The organism is Corallincola platygyrae (genome assembly GCF_039544265.1).
GTDB lineage: Bacteria > Pseudomonadota > Gammaproteobacteria > Enterobacterales > Neiellaceae > Corallincola > Corallincola platygyrae.
In genome coordinates, this window is record NZ_BAABLI010000014.1 from 162,023 (window position 1) to 180,559 (window position 18,537).

Genomic DNA, 18,537 nt, shown 5'->3' on the forward strand with positions numbered 1-18,537 from the left:
TTGTCTCACAAACTTTACAAAAAAGGCCGCTATTGCGGCCTTTCTGTTCACTTGCTTTGACGGGGCCAGAAGAAGCTGGCTATCGCAGGAAGCAATATGATAGCGCCCAGCATATTTACCAGGAACATAAATGTTAGCAGGATCCCCATATCTACCTGGAATTTCAGCGCAGAGAAGAACCAAGTGCTGACGCCAATCGCCAGAGTGAATCCGGTGAAAAGTACGGCATTGCCCCTTTCTTTAAGTGCTTCTAAATAAGCGTCTTTTACTGCTACCCCTTGGCTGAGGCGTGAAACCATGGTGGAAAGGATATAAATACCGTAATCCACACCGATACCCACACCTAGTGCAATAACGGGCAGTGTCGCGACCGTTAAGCCTATATCCAACATGGTCATTAGCGCTTGTGCCATGGTGGACACAACGTATAACGGCAATACCACAGAAATGGTTGCTCGAATAGAGCGGAAGCTTACCAGGCAGAGCAAAATAACAGCGCTGTATACGTACATCATCATAGGCATCTGCGCAGCACTGACCGCTTCATTTTTGGCAGCCATCACACCCGCAGGGCCTGACGCCAACTTAAAGCGAAGGTCTGGCCGTTCGTATTCTTTACGCAGCGATTTAACTGCATCCACAACAGTTTGAATTGTCTGCGCCTTATGATCTTTAAGGAAGATATAGATCGGCAGTACGCTGCAATCGCGATTTAGCAGCCCAGATGATGTCGGTACCCTTGCTACAGTTTGCACCAATGATGCGGTATCAAATGGCAGGACACGCCAACGTGCACTTCCCTCGTTGTAACCTTCGTTAACCTTCTTTGCGATGGTGGGAAGGCTGACGACAGATTGGACTCCCTCTACGTTGCTCATTCGCCACTGAAACTCATCGATGGCCGTCATATATTCGTGATAGGTACAAGCTTCTTCCTTGGTCTCAGTAATAACCGTAATGATATCTACGCTCACCGAGAACTTTTCAGTGATCAGGAAGGTATCCTGGTTATATCGACTACTCTCGTGCAGTTGAGGCGCTCCGGCCTGCAGATCGCCTATCTGCATTTGGCTGGCAAATTTCCAGGAGCCTGCAAACAACGCTGCGGTAACTATGATAATGACTGTTGCGACCCGTCGGTCTGCACACATAGCAGCAACATCAAACAACCAGGAAATGCGTGATTTCCTTTCTTGTTCATTGGCATCTTTCTGTTGCCCTGCGTTTTTGTTGGCAAAGCTGAGCAATACAGGTAGCAAAATAAGGTTAGTTAAAATGATAACTGCCACACCCAAACTCGCTGTAATGGCCAGCTCACGGATGATGCCAATATCGATTGAGAGAATCGTCAGGAAGCCAATGGTGTCAGATAGCAACGCGATACCGCCAGGCACCAATAGTTTTCTGAAACTGGACTGAGCAGCTTCTTTACCCGTGTAACCCTGACAGCAAAGTCGGCCCGCGGAATTGATCATTTGCACGCCATGACTGACACCGATGGCGAAAACAAGAAACGGTACCAAAATCGACATTGGGTCTAAGCCAAAACCCAAGACTGTTAGTAGACCCACTTGCCAAACAACAGCTACGAGGGAGCAGGTTAAGGCAAGTACCGTCATAGAAAGTGAACGGCTGAAGATGAATACCAGTATTGCGGTAATGACAAAAGCGATGGCAAAAAACAACACGACAGACTTGGCGCCGTCAGCAATGTCGCCGATCATCTTCGCAAAGCCGATGATATGAACATCAATGTCATCATCAGCATATGCGCCACGGATCTCGTTTTCTAGTTGTGCGGCTAGCGCCAGTACATCCAGCTTTTCACCTGTGTCAGGATTGAATTCCAATAGACTGGCTCGCACCATGGCAGCAGAAAAATCTTCTGACACCAAGCGCCCAACAATACCTGCCTTATTGATGTTTTCTCTGACAACCGATAGGTCTTCAGCCCTGTCAGGATTGAAATCGGCGGGTATCACTGGACCACCAGCAAAACCATCCTCAACAACCTCGACGAAACGCGTACTGGGCGAATAGATCGAAGATACAGATGTACGATTCACACCTGGTATAAAGAACAGTTGGTCGTGAACTTTCTTTAGCGTTTTAAAAAATTTAGGGTTCGAAATGTCACCGTTTTTGGCTCTAACAGCAACCATAACCGTATTAGCACCGCCAAAATCTTTCTGGTGCTTAATGTAGGTTTTCATGTATGGGTGATGCAGTGGTATGTTCTTAATGAACCCAGCATCCATTTTCAACATTGTTGCCTGATAAAGCAGAAATGCTGTCATTACGGCAAACAGTGCAACTACAAACGCGCGATGGCGGAAAATGACCAGTTCACACAGGTCAACCATTCGGGAAACTCGCATCGTACTACCTTACTTATCCGACTTAACTGGCGGATTAACTAGAATACCTTCAGCACTTGCTAACACGGGCTGCTGGTCAACGAAAACGGCATCAAGCAAGGCTGGGGTTTCGGTAAGCTGGTAATGCTCATACCCACCTTCGTTGTCCGTTAATTTGAAATAGTGACCACCGTTACCCAGCGCCCAGAGATGCTCGTCCATTAGAACTAAGTTGTTTATGGTGATCGGCTGACTAAAAGAAAGATTCTGCCATCTGTCATCGCTTAACAAACGTAACGTCCCTCTTAGACCTGCAACCAGCAATTTACTTTCGGAAAGCGCTTTAACAGCAAAATATGAGCCTTCATAACCGCTATCCAAGCGCTGCCAGGTTTTACCCTTGTCATCACTGACTGCAACTAACCCCATCTCTCCAGCAATGACTAATTTGGTTCCCTGAACAGTAATCGCATTGAAATGCGGTAACATACTGTTCAGCTCGATAAGATACTCCTCTTCACTTTCCAGGCGGATCTCTTCGAGGTATTCCTTATCTTCTTCATAAAGTAGATCGGTCAAGAAGCGCTGATGCCAATTGTTACCACCATCATTTGTCTCGAGATAGAGGCCGTAAGCTCCAATAGCAATGCCGTGGTTATCGTCTAAAAAGGTGATGTCTAACAGTGGACGATCCTGACCTGCCCACGCATGCTGAATAGTCCAGTGTTTACCTGCATCGGGTGTATGAAGAATTGTAGCTTCATGCCCCACAGCCCAACCATGTTGGCCTGCAAAGAATCCTCGAGTTAGTGTTGTCTTTGTCGGGGAGTCGATTTGCTGCCAATCGTTCAATTCATTTAACTCTAGAATGTGGCCACGTTCGCCAAAAGCAAATACCTGGCTACCAGTAGTAGCAAAATCAAGCGTCAACGCATTCGCTGCGTTTGGCACGATCAGCGCGCCAGTCGCCATATCGGCAAATGAAGGAAATGATAAAAAGGCTGTTGCCAAGCCGATGATTGGCCAACCCCTGACTTCTCTACCCATGAAAGACTCAAAAAATAGCTGGAGAAAACAAAAGCGGGCCCTCAGGCCCGCTGGCTAACGTGGTTAGCGACGTCCCTCTTTTCTCAGAGCAGACGCGCTGAATTGTCGATCGCTTAGTTTGGCGCTGAAATCGTACATTGTCTCTTGGTTATCCAGGCCAATGGCGATATAACGCTTTGAGTTTAGGTCATGGAACACTTCAAGTGTTGACCAATGTGCAGGAAGTTCGTAGTAGTTCAAGCCGTGGGCCATAGCTACACGATATAGTTGGTCACGATTGTCGTACATATCAGCAACGCTAACCTGCCAACTATCCTCATCCAGGAAGAATACCCGCTTCTTATAGATGTGGCTGATACCGTCTTTAAGCGTGGCTTCTACAACCCAGACACGGTGCTTTTCATAGCGCACATGCTCTGGATTGATATGACCTGCCTGCAAAATATCATCGTACTGCAGCTTATCGCTATGTAGCTTGTAGCTGTTGTAAGGAATGATCATCTCTTTCTTGCCTAGCAGTTTCCAGTTGTAGCGGTTTGGAGAACCATTAAACATATCGTAATCATCGGTGGTACGAAGACCGTCAGCAGCGGTACCTGGTGCATCATAGGCTACGTTCGGTGCGCGACGAACGCGACGTTGACCCGTGTTATAGGTCCAAGCCTGGCGTGGGGTCTTAATCTGGTCCATGGTTTCGTGAACCAACAACGCGGTACCGGCAAGACGTGCTGGCTGAGTTACTTTCTGTTTAAATTTGAACAGAATGTTGGTCTCTTCCAGCTTGGCTGGGTCAGCATTAGCATTGTTGTATGGCAGTAGTAATGCCTCGTCCAAACCAATATAGGTATAAGAACCGCTGGCTGTGGGTGCGGCCTGCCCCGCTCGTCTTGTTAACGCTTCACCACGATAACGGGTTACATGGTTCCAAATAGCTTCCAGGCCGTTGGCCGGAATTGGAAATGGCGTACCGATAGCCGCGTTCTTGAGGCCATTACCACCATCTACCAACTCTGCATTGACTGCGTTCTTTCTTGTCCAGTCATAAGCGACCTGTGGGAAAGATGCGCTACGACGAGTTGGATATACGTTGATTTTGAAGGTTTCAGGGTATGCATCAAAAAGTGCCAGCTGACCAGGGCTCAGTAGCTCCTGATACTGGGACACATTGTCTTTGGTGATGGTGTAGAGCACCTGATCATCCGCAAACGGATCCGGATGATGCATGCCTGGCTCATAGCCAGCCGGTGCGGACGTTATACCACCTTCCCAAGGAGGAATACTGCCGTCAGCATTTCCCGCCTTCTCAGCGCCCAGAGGTGTGAGAGTGTCTCCAAGTTTGGCGGCTTCAGCTTCACTTACTTTTGCGTGTGCTGCGCCTGTCGCCAGAAATAGGGCGACAGCCGAAGCGATAAGAGATGTTTTTATCATTGTTATCCTCTTCCCCATTAAATCGAATACTTAATATTGAAGGAAACGAAGTCGCGATCTTCCATACGGTTAGAGGTACCTACGCCATCCCAGAACGCGTTGTAGCTGAGGTCAGCACTCCAGCGTTGCAGGTAGTCGAAACCAATACCTAAACCAGCGGATTTTCTTTCTTCAATAAACATGAACAGAGGATCGGGAGTTGTGCCCGATACATCGTGAGCAAAGAATACACGAGGTGATACGTTTACACCTGCGAATACGTCGTTATACACGAATTGTGCTCGCAAGCGATAACCCCATGAGAAGTCATCTGGGAATGGGTTGGTTTCAACACCATCCTGAACTAACTGCTCCAAGCCCTGACTTACGGGGAATCCACCACTTCTATCTGTACCTGGCGCGTTAAGTCGAAGCTCATCTTCATCAGGCATATCGTGGATATAGATGCCACCAACTTCAGCCAGCGCGAAGAAGTTATCAGCCCCCAACGTTGGACCAAACAGATGGGTCAAAGTCATCTGCATCTGGGTAGTGTCTGATTCAACGTATCCGTCTACCCAGCCACCAGGTGCCGGCGCTTCAAGCTGAGAGATCCCCTCCAGCGCCCCATAGGTTTCTGGATCTGCATTTGCCAACTGTTCAGGCATAAAGGCAAACAACAGCTCTACGTCGTCAATTTGGAGAGGTTCATCTTGCCGGTGACTGATTTCACCAGCAACCGACGTATCACCGATACCGGTATTGAAGCTCAAACCAAACATCTTGATGTCTTCAGGGTAAACCAGATAACCACGGGTGAATGCCGTTAGGTCGTTGATGCTTGACTCGTCGATCGGTCCAGCTGCAATTCGCGATAGGTCTTGCAACACAGCGGCATCAGTACACTCACCTGCAGTTGGGTCGACACAGAAGTTAGATGCATAGCCAGAAATGATTGGACGACGACTATGGTAGTTCACAAAGTAGAAACCAAATTCGGTGTCGTTTAGTTCAGGAACAAACCAAGCCAATTTAATACCATATTGGCCGCCATCATCCGGTTCAATAGAGCCCGACTTCAAAGCTTGCTCGGTGCCGGACGCGATGTAGAGCCCAGCAACTTGAGATTGTACGTCCGCGGGCAGGTTTTCGAAATTAGCCAACAATTCTGCCAGTGTCATTCCGGTTAGAGCCTGATACTGCTCATCCAACCCGTTCATGCGAGCAATAAGCCCATCCAGGTTTTGGTCTGGATTCTGTGCAAATTGCAGCTGCACTGTATTCAGGTGGCCCCCAGAGCCTGCGAAATCATTTGTAGAAAAATAGGAGCCTGGTGGTGGTAGTACTGACTTTTCCCACTCATATTGATAGAAGGCTTCCAATGTTATGTTTTCAGTCAGGCCCAGAGATGCCCAAATCATACCTGTGGGAATAAATGCTTCTCGCAATTCTGCACCCGGTGTACGGAGCTGCGCGATATCGACAGGGACAATTTCACTCAAACCGTGAGGAATAAAAGTACTCTCCCCCCAGTTCACTACCTGATTACCTACACGAATAGAGAGTGGAATATCACCCTGATCGCCGAGGTCAAAATCTGCCGTTACATAAGCGTCTAACAGACGTATGTCACGACATACTTCGTCTTTTGCTTCACCGTCGCGACAAGGGTCATACTCTTCACCTGTGACAGGATTGTCCCAATCGTGACCGTCCATCATAGCGAAATCATAGAAATACATGCCTCGAACGAACAGGCCATAATTTTGGTAGTTCAATTCTAATTCATGTACGCCTTTTACGATCTCAGAGAAGGTGTCTCCCGCGTCGTAGGTGAGATTGGCGTTGTCACTGTTTGTGGAATAGATGCCTGTGGGGTGGCCCCAGACACTGCTCACTGGAAATATAGGGTTGGTGACCGGATCGTAACCACGCCAGTTAGCACTGTTGTTATTAAACGCAGGCTGATTGGACTTACCGATAAGGTCGTAGTCTCTATCTTCTACTCGCCAGCTGGCACCCACTGTAAAGGTAGAATCGAAAGAGCCTTCGACTTCTCCCCAGTTGAATGTGACTGCATTTGCGGCGTGATGCCCTGAGAGGGCAAGTAAAGCGATGGATATACTCTTGGCGATGGGCCTTTTTATAAAGCGGGATTGCCCTTTTTTCATTATTAGTTCTCCCCAGTAAAGCAACCCTATTGTTATTTTCAATTTTGGTGTGCGCAGGTTGCATTAACACAGCATAGTTACAACAAAAGCATAACATTTCAAGACATTGGACCAGCGACAACTGACGGGTTTTTAACGAATTTTTGAGCTGTGTATCGTTTTTAAATAAACGAATTTATACACCTGTTTAAAATGAGGGGAATAACGCGCAACAAACAGCCAGTTAGGTTTAAAAAGCGCGTTTGAAGTTATTACTCTAAATTACAATAAATTTAAACTAACAAACCGGTTTTCCTGATCTGTCTCCAGTTCAAAACGACCTTCAATGCCCTTCTGACTTAGAAAAGGTCTAAAGCGTGTGGCGGGTATCTGGATACGTCGGCCATAGCTGTCGGTTACAAGAACTGTACTCGCCTGACCTTTATAAAGCGCCTGAAACTCATGAAAGCTCAGGCGCATATTGAAATAGTATTTAGCCATTTGCTGAAGTAAAGCCTTGCGCTATTGCGCAAGGCTTTTGTTAACAACTTCGTAAAGGTCTTTGGCCAGATCGTCTAAGTTGACTATCCGCGTTAGCTCTTCCTTCATCAACGCTTGGCGTTTTTCATCAAAACGTTTCCATTGAGTTAGTGGCGTAATTATCCTTGCTGCAACCTGAGGGTTAATGCTGTTCATTTTAATGACTACATCCGCCAGTAACTGGTAGCCCGTGCCATCGAGATTATGAAAGGCTCTATAGTTCGCTGCAGCGAAGGTACCAATCAAGGCGCGCACTCTGTTTGGGTTAGTGAAACTAAATACAGGATGTTCAAAAATAGCTTTGATCTCCTGAATAGCTGATTCTTTGGGGCTTAACGCCTGTATAGACAGCCATTTATCCATGACCAGAGCGTCTTGTCGCCATGTCTTTTCAAACATAGACAGGAGCGTGTCTCGCTCGCTCAGTTGCCAATGGTTAGCTGCGGCTAACATCGATAGTTTTTCAGTCATATTGTCACTGGCATTGTAACTATCGACCAGATTTAAGTTTTCAGCGCCACTGGTGGCTGAAATGAAGTTCAAGAGGCACGCCTTCAAAGCTCTCAGCGCGACATCTTTTGCCTCATAGGCATAGTCGCCTGTCTGCAGGTTGTTGTATTCACTCTGAATCAGATCACGGTGTATTTCGCCAATACCTGTAACAAGGCCATCGCGTGCATCTATAAGCGCATGAATGTCTGTGAAATGTTGTTTTTCGACCAATGTGGATATTGCAGGCACCGCTAAGATTTCAGCAATGATCGCTTTATCCAGTTCTTTGTCATTAAGCACATCTCTGAATGCATTAGCTAATGTTTCGCTGACCACAGGCTTAGTCGATGACTGTTCAGCTTTAAACACGGTATCAGCGTATAGGGCTTGCATTGCATCCCATTTCACAAAAGCGTCTTTTGCATGGGAGACCAGAAATGCTCGTTGGTCGTCAATGTATGGGTAACTGCATCTGACAGGCGCAGAGAAGTTGAGCAGAAGCGCTGGCAATGGCTTTTGCGAGATACTTTCAAACTCAAAGGTTTGTTCAAACTCTGTAACGTGCAATACACCGTTTTCTTTAGCGGCGCTGTTTGAAATATCTAACTCGCTGCCTTCTGGGTCATATAACGCGACCTTTAAAGGAATATGTTGAGGAAGTTTCTCGCGTTGGTCCGACGTGGCGGGTGTATGTTGTTTTACATGGAGCCTGTATACGCCCTTACCTGCGTCATAGTCGTCGGTGATGTATAACTCTGGTGTACCTGACTGGCTATACCAACGTTTGAACTGGGAAAGGTCAACTCCTGTTGCATCCTGCATCGCCAGAACGAAGTCATCACACGTGACCGCCTGGCCATCATGACGTTGGAAATAGAGGTCCATACCCTTTCTGAATCCCTGCTCACCCAGCAATGTATGGATCATTCGAATGACTTCAGAACCTTTGTTGTAGACGGTCACTGTGTAGAAATTATTCATTTCTATCACTTCGGACGGTCTTATTGGGTGTGCCATCGGCCCAGCGTCTTCGGCAAACTGCTGAGTCTGAATGATGCGCACATTCTGCAGACGATTAACCGCGGCGCTTCCCATGTCAGCGCTAAACTCCTGATCACGGAATACAGTTAACCCTTCTTTTAATGAAAGCTGGAACCAGTCGCGGCAAGTGACCCTATTTCCTGTCCAGTTATGAAAATATTCGTGACCGATCACCGCTTCGATATTGTGATAGTCAGTGTCAGTCGCTGACTTAGGCTCAGCAAGTACATATTTGCTGTTGAAAACGTTCAGGCCCTTGTTTTCCATCGCACCCATATTGAAGAAGTCGACCGCGACGACCATATAGATATCCAGGTCGTAACAAAGACCAAACCGTTGCTCGTCCCACGCCATAGAACGCTTTAACGCTTCTAAAGCAAACTCGCCTCTGTGGCTGTTGCCTCTGTCGACGAACAATTGCAGGGCGACATTTCGACCTTCTGCCGTCGTATAACTGTCTTCCAATAAGTCAAAATCACCCGCCACTAAAGCAAACAGGTAACAAGGTTTTGGATGGGGGTCATGCCACTCTGCAAAATGTTTCCCATTACTGAGTTCACCTTGCCCCACTTTGTTTCCGTTTGAGAGCAGGTAGGTAAATCCCTTATCCGCCTCAATTCGCGTGGTGTAGGTGGCCAAGACATCTGGCCTGTCCATAAAGTAAGTAATTCGGCGGAAACCTTCCGCTTCGCATTGTGTGCAGTATGCACCATCACTCAGGTACAACCCCTCCAGCGAGGTGTTCTTTTCGGGATTGATTTTAGTAACTACGGTAAGCTCGAACTCGTTAAGTTCTGTGAAAACTGAAAGGGAGCTTTCACTGCAGTTAAACTCCTGGGCGGCTAACGCTCGACCATTTACCTGAATCGATTCAAGCGTAAGGCTTTCACCGTCAAGCTCCAGTGCGCCGCTGTGCTCACCTACTCTAACAACTTTCATGGTGTTAGTTACTAAAGTCTCTGCAGGCTCTAGGATGATATTCAGGTTAACCGTTTTGATTGTGAACGCTGGCGGCGTGTAATCCGCTAACCGTTTTGCGCTTGGAGTTTGTTCTGTTTTAGCCATTTTACTCTCCTCGGTTAGCAGCCAGGCGGGCTTCTTTTAGCGGCTTGATCTTAAAACCGATATAGCCATACAAGAGAGCAACCAATGGGCTGGTCCAGTTGAAGAAACAGAACATAAAGTATTCCAGAGGGTTCACCAGGAGTACGCTTTGCATATACGCACCACATGAATTCCATGGGATCAGAGGGGAAGTAATGGTACCGGCATCTTCAAGGGTCCGGCTCAAGTTCACAGGCGCTAAGCCTCTTTCGGCATATGCCTCTTTATACATGCGCCCCGGCATGACAATAGCTATGTATTGGTCAGCAGTGATGATGTTGGTTCCGAAACAGGTCGCCAGTGTACTGGCGATCAATGACCCTGTGCTTTTAACCATGGATAGCAGCGCACTAACTAACCGCTGAAGAAGACCGGTAGCTTCCATCACGGCACCAAATGTCATGGCGCTGATAATCAACCATATAGTGTTCAGCATACTGGACATGCCACCACCACTGACAAGCTCGTCGACATCGGTATTACCCGTTTCAACCGAGATACCATCAAACATCGCGGTCCAGATACCGTTCAATGTGGCCATGCCACCTTGCAGCTCATCGGTTGAGAAAGTGCTTTGAATAAGATCCTGCTGGAAAATAGCGGCCCAAACTCCGCCAAACAGCGCACCCAGGAAAACAGACGGTAATGCAGGAACACGACTGATCGCCAGTGCTAGCAGCACAATCAGAGGCACCAGATTTATTAAGCCGATATGGAATTGCTGCTCAAGCCCTTGGCTGATCGCTGTGATGCGCTCTGATGTGACGTCAGCCGCTGAATCAAAACCCAGAAACGCAAAAATCACTAGCGCCAACACAATGCTTGGGATGGACGTCCAAGTCATATGGCGGATGTGTTCAAACAACTCACTACCAGCCACTGCAGGAGCAAGGTTTGTTGTTTCAGATAGCGGGGACATCTTGTCGCCAAAATAGGCACCGGAGATAATCGCACCTGCTGTTATCGGCAGTGACAATCCAAAACCATTAGCTACACCAATAAATGCCACACCCACTGTCGCAGCGACCGTCCAACTGCTGCCAATACTGATAGCTACGATTACGCAGATTAGACAAGTTGCCGCATAAAACCAGTCGGGATGCATGATCTCAAGGCCGTAATAAATAAGCGCAGGCACAGTACCGGCCAATAACCAGGTACCAATCAGCGCCCCAACGGCTAGCAGAATCAGTATCGCGCCCATTGCGATGGAGATACCTTTGACTATGCCCTGTTCCAGCTCATCCCAACTAAAGCCGTTTTTTAAACCGATAACGGCTGCGACTGCGGCAGCAATCAAAAGCGCAATTTGATTAGGCCCATATGACGAGTCATCGCTATACAAGGTGACTGAGGTTGCGAGCATGATTACCAGTAAGGTAATTGGAATGAGTGCGTCGACTATGGACGGCTTAGTGTGAGACTTGTTCTCTTTAGTCATGAATCATAAACCCTGGAGTGGTTGTGCTTAGGGGCCGCTCTTTGGCAGCTTATATTTGTTTTGTTCTAATTACACAAAAAGCCGCATTGTTACATGCGGCTTTTAGGTAAGTTATCTGGTACTTAATTGGCTTTTGCTAGCCGGTCTGCTTCGACAAAGTCAAGTGTAATATTGACTGTTTCCGTCAGGTAGAGGTCTGTCTCTGGCAGCTCCTCTTTTTCAGGAATATCATCGATTTGATCGACCGACTCCAGCGCCTTAAAACCCAGTCTTGCGCGACGTTCGTTCAGGCGAGCTAAACGCTTAGCCTCTTCCTCTTCGCGCTGAGCAATTCTGGCTTTCTCATTGAGTGAAATAGACGTTCTATCACTCTTGGCGCGGTACTCTTCAATGTCGGCAAAGACGTAACCAAACTCAGGGTCTTTGCCAATACGTTGCTCATGCTTAAGTTTGAGGTTGGCTAGCGCTGTGGTTGCATCGCCCGAGCTCTTATAACGAGCGCGTGTGATTTGGTCATACGGCAATGCATTTTCCTCGGTACTTTCACCGTAATCGCCTGGATCGACTTCCGTAGGCAATTTGATATCAGGAACAACACCTTTGTGTTGCGTGCTGCCGCCGCTAATGCGATAAAACTTTGCAATTGTGTATTGGATGTCTCCCATCGGAGAATCGTAAAGGTCATAGATTCTGCCCAAGCCTTTATGCTGTTGGACTGTACCTTTACCAAACGTTTGCTCACCAACGATGAGTGCGCGTCCGTAATCCTGCAATGCTGCAGCAAAGATCTCTGAAGCTGAAGCGCTGTAACGATTGACCAGAACTGTCAAAGGTCCGCCATACAGTAATTCGCCATCAGTATCGGCTTTCTCATTGACGCGGCCATTCTGAGAGCGCACCTGCACTACGGGGCCTTTCTCGATGAACAAGCCGGTAAGCAGAGTGGCCTCTTCTAGTGAGCCGCCACCATTATTACGCAGGTCAATGATAAGGCCATCAACGTTAGGCTCTTTTGCGATCTGGTCGAGAAGTTTACGAACATCCTGACTCAAGTTGACATAGAAGCCAGGGATCTCTATAACGCCGACTTTCTTGCCCTTGTGGGAACCCTCTTCAATTTTTTCGAAGGTGAGTTTTGCAGCACGATCTTCTAGTCGAATTTTGTCCCTTACAATTGTGATAACGCGTGTTTTGGAATCGCCGCCAGCTTTCTCAGTAAGAACTTCCAACCTGACTTCGGTACCTTTTGGGCCTTTGATTAAGTCGACAACATCGTCCAGACGCCAGCCGATAATATCGACCATTGTCTCGCCTTCCTGCGCCACACCAACAATTTTGTCTTTGGGCGATAGTTGTTTACTTTTTTCAGCCGGGCCACCTTTAACCAAACTACGAATAACAGTGTAATCATCGATGGATTGCAGGACTGCACCGATACCTTCCAGCTGAAGGTTCATTTCCATCTTGAACCGGTCAGCGTTTCTCGGAGATAAATAAGAGGTATGAGGCTCAATGGTACGGGCAAACGCGTTGATGAAGGTTTGGAAAACATCCTCGCTTTGAGCCTGAGTCAGACGCTTAATCGCGTTGTTGTAGCGTTTACCCAAGAGGTCCTTTATCTCATCCGGCTTTTTGCCAGCGAGTTTCAGGTTTAACGCTTCATATTTGACCCATTGGCGCCAGAGTTCATTTAACTCATCGGTTGTTTTTGCCCAAGGAGCGCTCTCACGCTCGTAGACATACTCATCGTCTTTGGTGAAATCGAAAGGTGTTTCTAACAGTGCTAAAGCGTATTCATAACGCTCATAGCGACGTTTTTGGTAAACGTCATAAATCTCATAAGCAGGAGCTAACTGTCCCTTTTTGAGTGCGCTGTCTAATTTGTAACGATATTTTTCAAACGACTGAATATCGCTCTCAAGGAATATGTTTCTGCGAAAATCCAGTTGCTTGAGGTATCGGTCCAGGATTTGTGAAGACAACTCGTCATCAAGGGCGACTTTTCGGTAATGCTGGCGTTGGAACGTATTGGTTATACGAACTGCTGCGTCTTTATGCTGCTCCTGCTGGACTAGCTGTGGAAGGCTTTCGACATCGTACTTGGGAGGGATGGCGAATGCAGCGGCAGATAGCAGACCACCTATGAGAAAGGCGCCAATGCGCTTGCTGATGAGTATCTTCAAAAAAATCCCCTACTTCTCTAATTTCAGGTGTTCAGGCTGAACTTTCATCACCATTCCGGTAGCTAGCCTCACCTGAACTTCACCTTTAGTAATATCAGTTATCACACCTTTTACGGGACGCGTTCCCAGAGTCATAACGACAGCTTGATCAACTGCTAACGTATCAAGCGTAGCATCTTTGAGTTCAAGCTCTTTAGCTTTAGGTGAGCTGTTCTTTGGTTTGGTTCCCTTCTTAGGGGCAGAATTTTTTGGCTTGCTTGGGCGAGCAGGTTTTTTCTCGCTTTGCTTTTTCGCCATGCGCTGCTTTTTACGTTCAGCAGCGCGCTGCTTACTTTCTGCTACTTGTTGCGCAGCATGGTCAGCGTGTTCTTCTGAGACCGTTCCAGCGGGTGCACCGTCCAGGTCAACGCGTTCAACACCCGCTTTGACACTTTCCAGGTAGCGCCAGCCACTGGTATATCTACGAAGCGCAACCCGCAACTGAGTTTTACTAACGTCTTCGTTTTCTGCAAAGCGTTCAGCTAAATCTTTAAAAATTCCAATTTTAAGAGGCTTAGCCTCACCAGACGCTGAGAAACACGCGGGGAATGTTTCAGTTAAAAGTTTAAGCGTGTTTTCAATCGCCTGGGCTTTGGTTTGGTTTTCCATCAATATTTTCCGTTAGGTCTTAAATTACTGCGGTACCGGTTCAGAGAGCGCTCTATCAATTAGCTCGGCGAAACCGCTAAGGCCTTCTTCATCTTCCAGATCAAATCGCGCCAGGTGTGGACTATCGATATCCAGCACACCAAATATGGCGCCATTAACGTATAAAGGAACAACCAGCTCTGAATTGCTGGCTGCATCGCAAGCTATATGGCTTTCAAACTGCTCTACGTCATCAACACGGATAACGCGGCCTTCTCTAACTGCAGCGCCACATACACCACGGTTAAAGGGTATCCGATAACAGGCTGGTTTTCCTTGAAAAGGTCCTAAAACCAACTCATCACCTTTGGCCAAATAAAATCCAGCCCAATTAATGTCAGATAAACGTTGCCAGATCAATGCTGACAAATTCGCCAATACGGCAATATCATCTTTTTCACCTTCGATTAATGCCCCTGCCTGCAGCAACAGCTCCCGGTAAAACTCTTTTTTGCTCATAACTCCGCCATCTCACATCGCTAGCCGGACAAAACTACCCGATTTTTTGGGCTATTGGAATGGACATGCTACTCTCTCGCGCCGTATTAATGCAGTAATTGCGTAAATTTTACCGGAACGGCATGACAGAACCACAAAATCAGCCTCTAAGCTGGTCAAATATTGCCCAGCGGGTTCGACAGTACAAACGTCCACTATTAATAGCTAACATCATCGCTATCCTGGCGACCCTTGCCAGTGTTCCAGTTCCATTACTCATGCCGCTAATGGTGGATGAAGTTCTCCTGGGTAAACCAGGTAGTGCTGTCGAAGCTCTGAATACAATACTCCCTACGCCACTGCAAAGCGCCGCTGGCTACATAGGCACCATGTTCATATTGACGGTCCTATTGCGTATAGCTTCTGTATTTTTGAGTGTGTTGCAAAGCCGGCAATTCACCATCATTGCCAAAGACATGACCTACTCTCTTCGCAGACGTTTGCTGGCCAGGATCCAGAAAATCAGTTTGTCCGGCTATGAAACCATAGGCAGTGGAGGTCTGAGTTCTCATCTCATCACTGATGTTGATACGCTGGACAAGTTTATCGGTGATACGCTCAGTAAGTTGTTAATTAGCCTGTTAACCGTTGTTGGTACCGCTGTCATTCTTCTGGTTATCGACTGGAGGCTGGGGCTGTTTATATTGTTGTGCAATCCGGTCGTTATCTATTTTTCAAAGATCCTTGGCAGCAAAGTCAAAACCCTTAAAAAAGAAGAAAACAAAGCGATCGAGCTGTTTCAACAGTCGTTGGTGGAGACGCTGGATGCCATACACGAGATCCGAACCGCAAATCGTGAAAGGCACTATTTAAAGCGCATTGCCGACAACGCTTTTCAAGTACGCGGAACGGCGATCAATTATGGTTGGAAAAGTGAAGCCGCGGGCAAGCTGAGTTTTCTCATATTTTTAATCGGGTTTGAGCTGTTCAGGGCAGTTGCCATGTTGATGGTGGTCTTTTCTGATCTGTCAGTAGGCCAGATATTTGCGGTATTCGGGTACCTGTGGTTCATGATGTCCCCTGTCAATGAATTGCTGGGAATGCAGGTTGCCTATTATTCTGCAAATGGTGCAATACAGCGCCTGAACAAGATTTTTGATTACCCTGTTACCTCTGATCATCATGGACGCGAGAACCCTTTCGATGGGCGACGTTCAGTGCCAATTACAGTTAACCAGGTCCAGTTTCGCTACAACGCTGAGCAAGATGTGCTTAGAGGGGTAAGTCTTGAGATCCGTGAAGGTGAAAAAATTGCCATTGTAGGCGCCAGTGGTGGAGGTAAGTCGACGCTGATTCAGCTCCTACTCGGGTTGTATCCTAAATCCAGCGGTGAAATTTTTTATGGCGGCATCGAGCAGGATGATATTTCAGAGGAAGTACTCAGAGAGCATGTCGCAACGGTTCTTCAGCATCCTACGCTTTTCAATGACACCATCTACGCCAATCTTTGTATGGGTGAAGAGTATTCGCGAGAGGACTGCCTCAAAGCGTTAGATGTGGCTGAGCTCGCACAGTTTGTTGAAGGATTGGAGTCAGGTTTGGATACGCATATAGGCACCCGGGGCGTTAGACTCTCTGGCGGCCAGAAACAGCGGCTGGCGATTGCGAGAATGGTGTTACGCGAACCATCTGTAGTGATACTCGATGAAGCTACCTCGGCGTTGGATACAGAAACAGAAGCCCGGGTCCATAGCAACTTAAAAACGTTTCTTGAGGGTAGAACGACGATTGTCGTTGCTCACAGACTCAGCGCAGTACGCCAGGCGGATACGATTTATGTATTCGAGGATGGACGTATCTGTCAATCAGGTCGACATCACGAACTGATTGACAAAGATGGGCTCTATCGGACGCTTTACGCCGGGCATACGTCCTGATGTTCGCTGAACAGCCAGGACACCAGTTCCTCAATACTGTTTAAAATAGCTTTGGGTCTGTGCCCTGCCAAGCGTTCTGCGCTCTGAGCGCCATAGGTTACGCCGAGGCTGTCCACGCCAGCGTTTGCCGCCATGCCTAAATCATGGCCTGTGTCACCAATCATTAACATGCGAGCCTTATTCACCTTCATCCTCGCGGAGAGCTTATCCAACATTTCAGGATCCGGTTTAGAATTGGCTTCGTCAGCGCAAATGGTGTCGTGAAACAAAGCCCCTACTTCAGTTTCAGACAGTGCCCGATTGAGCCCTACTCTCGACTTACCAGTTGCAACGGCGAGCTTAACGCCCAACAAATGCAACCTTTCAACCAGCGCCTCCGCGCCAGGGAACATTGGCATCAATTCGTCGTTATCGGCAATAAATTGCTGACGATAATTTTGGAACAATTCGTCTCGTTTAGTCGGCGTAAGCAGATCATTACCGAATAAAACATCAAATGCGGTGTTCAGACTTAAGCCGATAATATCAGCGACCTCAGTTGAGGTCGGAACAGGTAAAGATGACAACTCAGCTGCGTTCTGCATGCTGGATATGATACGTGCTGTTGAATCCATAAGCGTGCCATCCCAATCGAATACGATCAGGTCATAATGTTTAACCATTACCTACTTCTCCTGCGAAGCGATGGTCTGCTCTTTTTTGTTACTGGATTTTTAACCGGGGAGGCAGCGTCGTTTTCGGGCTGTTTAAGTTGCTTCAGCACTTTCACCAAGCTTGCCTCAAGTGGCGCTTGAAGCCTCAGCGTAGTTCCGTCAGAGGGGTGCTTGAAACTGATTTCAGCTGCATGCAAAAACAAGCGATGACAGCCAACAGCCTGCATCTCACTGGTAAACACCTCACTCCCGTATTTGGGATCACATGCGATGGGGTGACCCGCTGCGGCGGTATGAACCCGGATCTGATGGGTACGGCCAGTCACCGGGCTGGCTTTGAGTAAGGTTGCGCCCTTTAAACGTTGCTCAACTTTTATTCGTGTCTCAGAGGGTTTGCCATCGGGGTGAACTTTGACAATACGCTCACCTGATTTCAGCTCGTTTTTTTGCAAAGGGTAATCACACACTTTACGCCGCTCCGGCCAGCGCCCTTTCACCAATGCGAGATAATTTTTCTCTACAGATTTCTCTTGCAACTGCTTATGCAGAGCGCGCAATGCAGAACGTTTCTTGGCGACCAAAAGAATCCCTGAAGTCTCGCGGTCAATTCGGTGCACCAGTTCCAGGTATTTACTTTGGGGTCTGAGGGCCCTCAGACCTTCAATGACGCCAAACTTGAGTCCACTTCCCCCGTGAACCGCAATTCCAGAAGGCTTATTAATAGCGAGCAGGTGCTCATCTTCATAGAGGATGCACTCCTCCAATTGAGCAACGGCGTCTAGTTTGGCTGAGATTTCGACAGTCTCGCGTTCGGCGACACGAACCGGCGGGATCCTCACTTCGTCTTGTGGGCAAAGTTTATACTCTGCTTTCACGCGTTTGCCGTTGACGCGGACTTCACCTTTGCGAATGATCCGATAGATCATGCTTTTTGGTGTGCCCTTCAACCGAAGTTTTAAAAAGTTATCGATACGTTGCCCAGCATAGTCTTCTGAGACTACTACCTTTTGGACTTTGGGACGTTGTGTTTCTGTGCTCTGTGTCATGGCCGCGGAGTGTA

At 47.6% G+C, this 18,537-nt stretch carries 13 protein-coding genes; 1 reads left to right on the forward strand and 12 read right to left on the reverse strand.

The window, feature by feature from the left end:
* Window positions 1–47: 47 nt before the first annotated feature.
* The 10 genes from ABEA14_RS12040 to ABEA14_RS12085 all read right to left on the reverse strand — a co-directional run bounded on the left by ABEA14_RS12040 (window position 48) and on the right by ABEA14_RS12085 (window position 14,908).
* Window positions 48–2,378: an efflux RND transporter permease subunit gene (locus ABEA14_RS12040; protein ID WP_345340257.1), complete on the reverse strand. Its 2,331-nt coding sequence runs from the start codon at window positions 2,376–2,378 to the stop codon at window positions 48–50.
* Between the two features lie 9 nt (window positions 2,379–2,387).
* Entirely contained in the window at window positions 2,388–3,404 is a 1,017-nt protein-coding gene (locus ABEA14_RS12045) for a WD40/YVTN/BNR-like repeat-containing protein (protein ID WP_345340258.1), read from the reverse strand.
* Window positions 3,405–3,467: 63 nt separating this feature from the next.
* Window positions 3,468–4,832 carry a DUF1329 domain-containing protein gene (locus ABEA14_RS12050; RefSeq protein ID WP_345340259.1) on the reverse strand — a complete coding sequence of 455 codons (1,365 nt, stop codon included), beginning with the start codon at window positions 4,830–4,832 and terminating at the stop codon, window positions 3,468–3,470.
* Between the two features lie 17 nt (window positions 4,833–4,849).
* A complete protein-coding gene (locus ABEA14_RS12055; RefSeq protein ID WP_345340260.1) occupies window positions 4,850–6,982 on the reverse strand; it encodes a DUF1302 domain-containing protein in 2,133 nt (710 codons plus the stop codon).
* A gap of 261 nt (window positions 6,983–7,243) precedes the next feature.
* Window positions 7,244–7,462, reverse strand: coding sequence for a DUF2835 domain-containing protein (locus ABEA14_RS12060; RefSeq protein WP_345340261.1), 219 nt, complete (start codon window positions 7,460–7,462; stop codon window positions 7,244–7,246).
* 21 nt (window positions 7,463–7,483) lie between these two features.
* Window positions 7,484–10,099, reverse strand: coding sequence for an aminopeptidase N (gene pepN, locus ABEA14_RS12065; RefSeq protein WP_345340262.1), 2,616 nt, complete (start codon window positions 10,097–10,099; stop codon window positions 7,484–7,486).
* Window position 10,100: 1 nt separating this feature from the next.
* Window positions 10,101–11,579, reverse strand: a complete 1,479-nt coding sequence (gene nhaC, locus ABEA14_RS12070; RefSeq protein WP_345340263.1) for a Na+/H+ antiporter NhaC — start codon at window positions 11,577–11,579, stop codon at window positions 10,101–10,103.
* A 122-nt stretch (window positions 11,580–11,701) separates the two neighbouring features.
* On the reverse strand, window positions 11,702–13,762 hold the full coding sequence (prc, locus tag ABEA14_RS12075; RefSeq protein ID WP_345340264.1) for a carboxy terminal-processing peptidase: 2,061 nt from the start codon (window positions 13,760–13,762) through the stop codon (window positions 11,702–11,704).
* Window positions 13,763–13,771: 9 nt separating this feature from the next.
* The gene (proQ, locus tag ABEA14_RS12080; protein ID WP_345340265.1) at window positions 13,772–14,410 is read right to left on the reverse strand and encodes an RNA chaperone ProQ; all 639 of its coding nucleotides are present in this window, start codon (window positions 14,408–14,410) and stop codon (window positions 13,772–13,774) included.
* A gap of 24 nt (window positions 14,411–14,434) precedes the next feature.
* Window positions 14,435–14,908 carry a GAF domain-containing protein gene (locus ABEA14_RS12085; protein WP_345340266.1) on the reverse strand — a complete coding sequence of 158 codons (474 nt, stop codon included), beginning with the start codon at window positions 14,906–14,908 and terminating at the stop codon, window positions 14,435–14,437.
* A 122-nt stretch (window positions 14,909–15,030) separates the two neighbouring features.
* Here ABEA14_RS12085 and ABEA14_RS12090 point away from each other — a divergent pair, with 122 nt between their 5' ends.
* Complete coding sequence (locus ABEA14_RS12090; protein WP_345340267.1) at window positions 15,031–16,824, forward strand: ABC transporter ATP-binding protein; 1,794 nt, start codon at window positions 15,031–15,033, stop codon at window positions 16,822–16,824.
* Here the strand turns inward: ABEA14_RS12090 and ABEA14_RS12095 are convergent.
* Both ABEA14_RS12095 and rluC read right to left on the reverse strand, forming a co-directional pair.
* Window positions 16,803–17,486, reverse strand: coding sequence for an HAD family hydrolase (locus ABEA14_RS12095; RefSeq protein ID WP_345340268.1), 684 nt, complete (start codon window positions 17,484–17,486; stop codon window positions 16,803–16,805). The genes ABEA14_RS12090 and ABEA14_RS12095 overlap by 22 nt on opposite strands.
* Window positions 17,486–18,523, reverse strand: a complete 1,038-nt coding sequence (gene rluC / locus ABEA14_RS12100) for a 23S rRNA pseudouridine(955/2504/2580) synthase RluC (protein WP_345340269.1) — start codon at window positions 18,521–18,523, stop codon at window positions 17,486–17,488. The genes ABEA14_RS12095 and rluC overlap by 1 nt, the downstream gene beginning before the upstream one ends.
* Window positions 18,524–18,537: the final 14 nt, after the last annotated feature.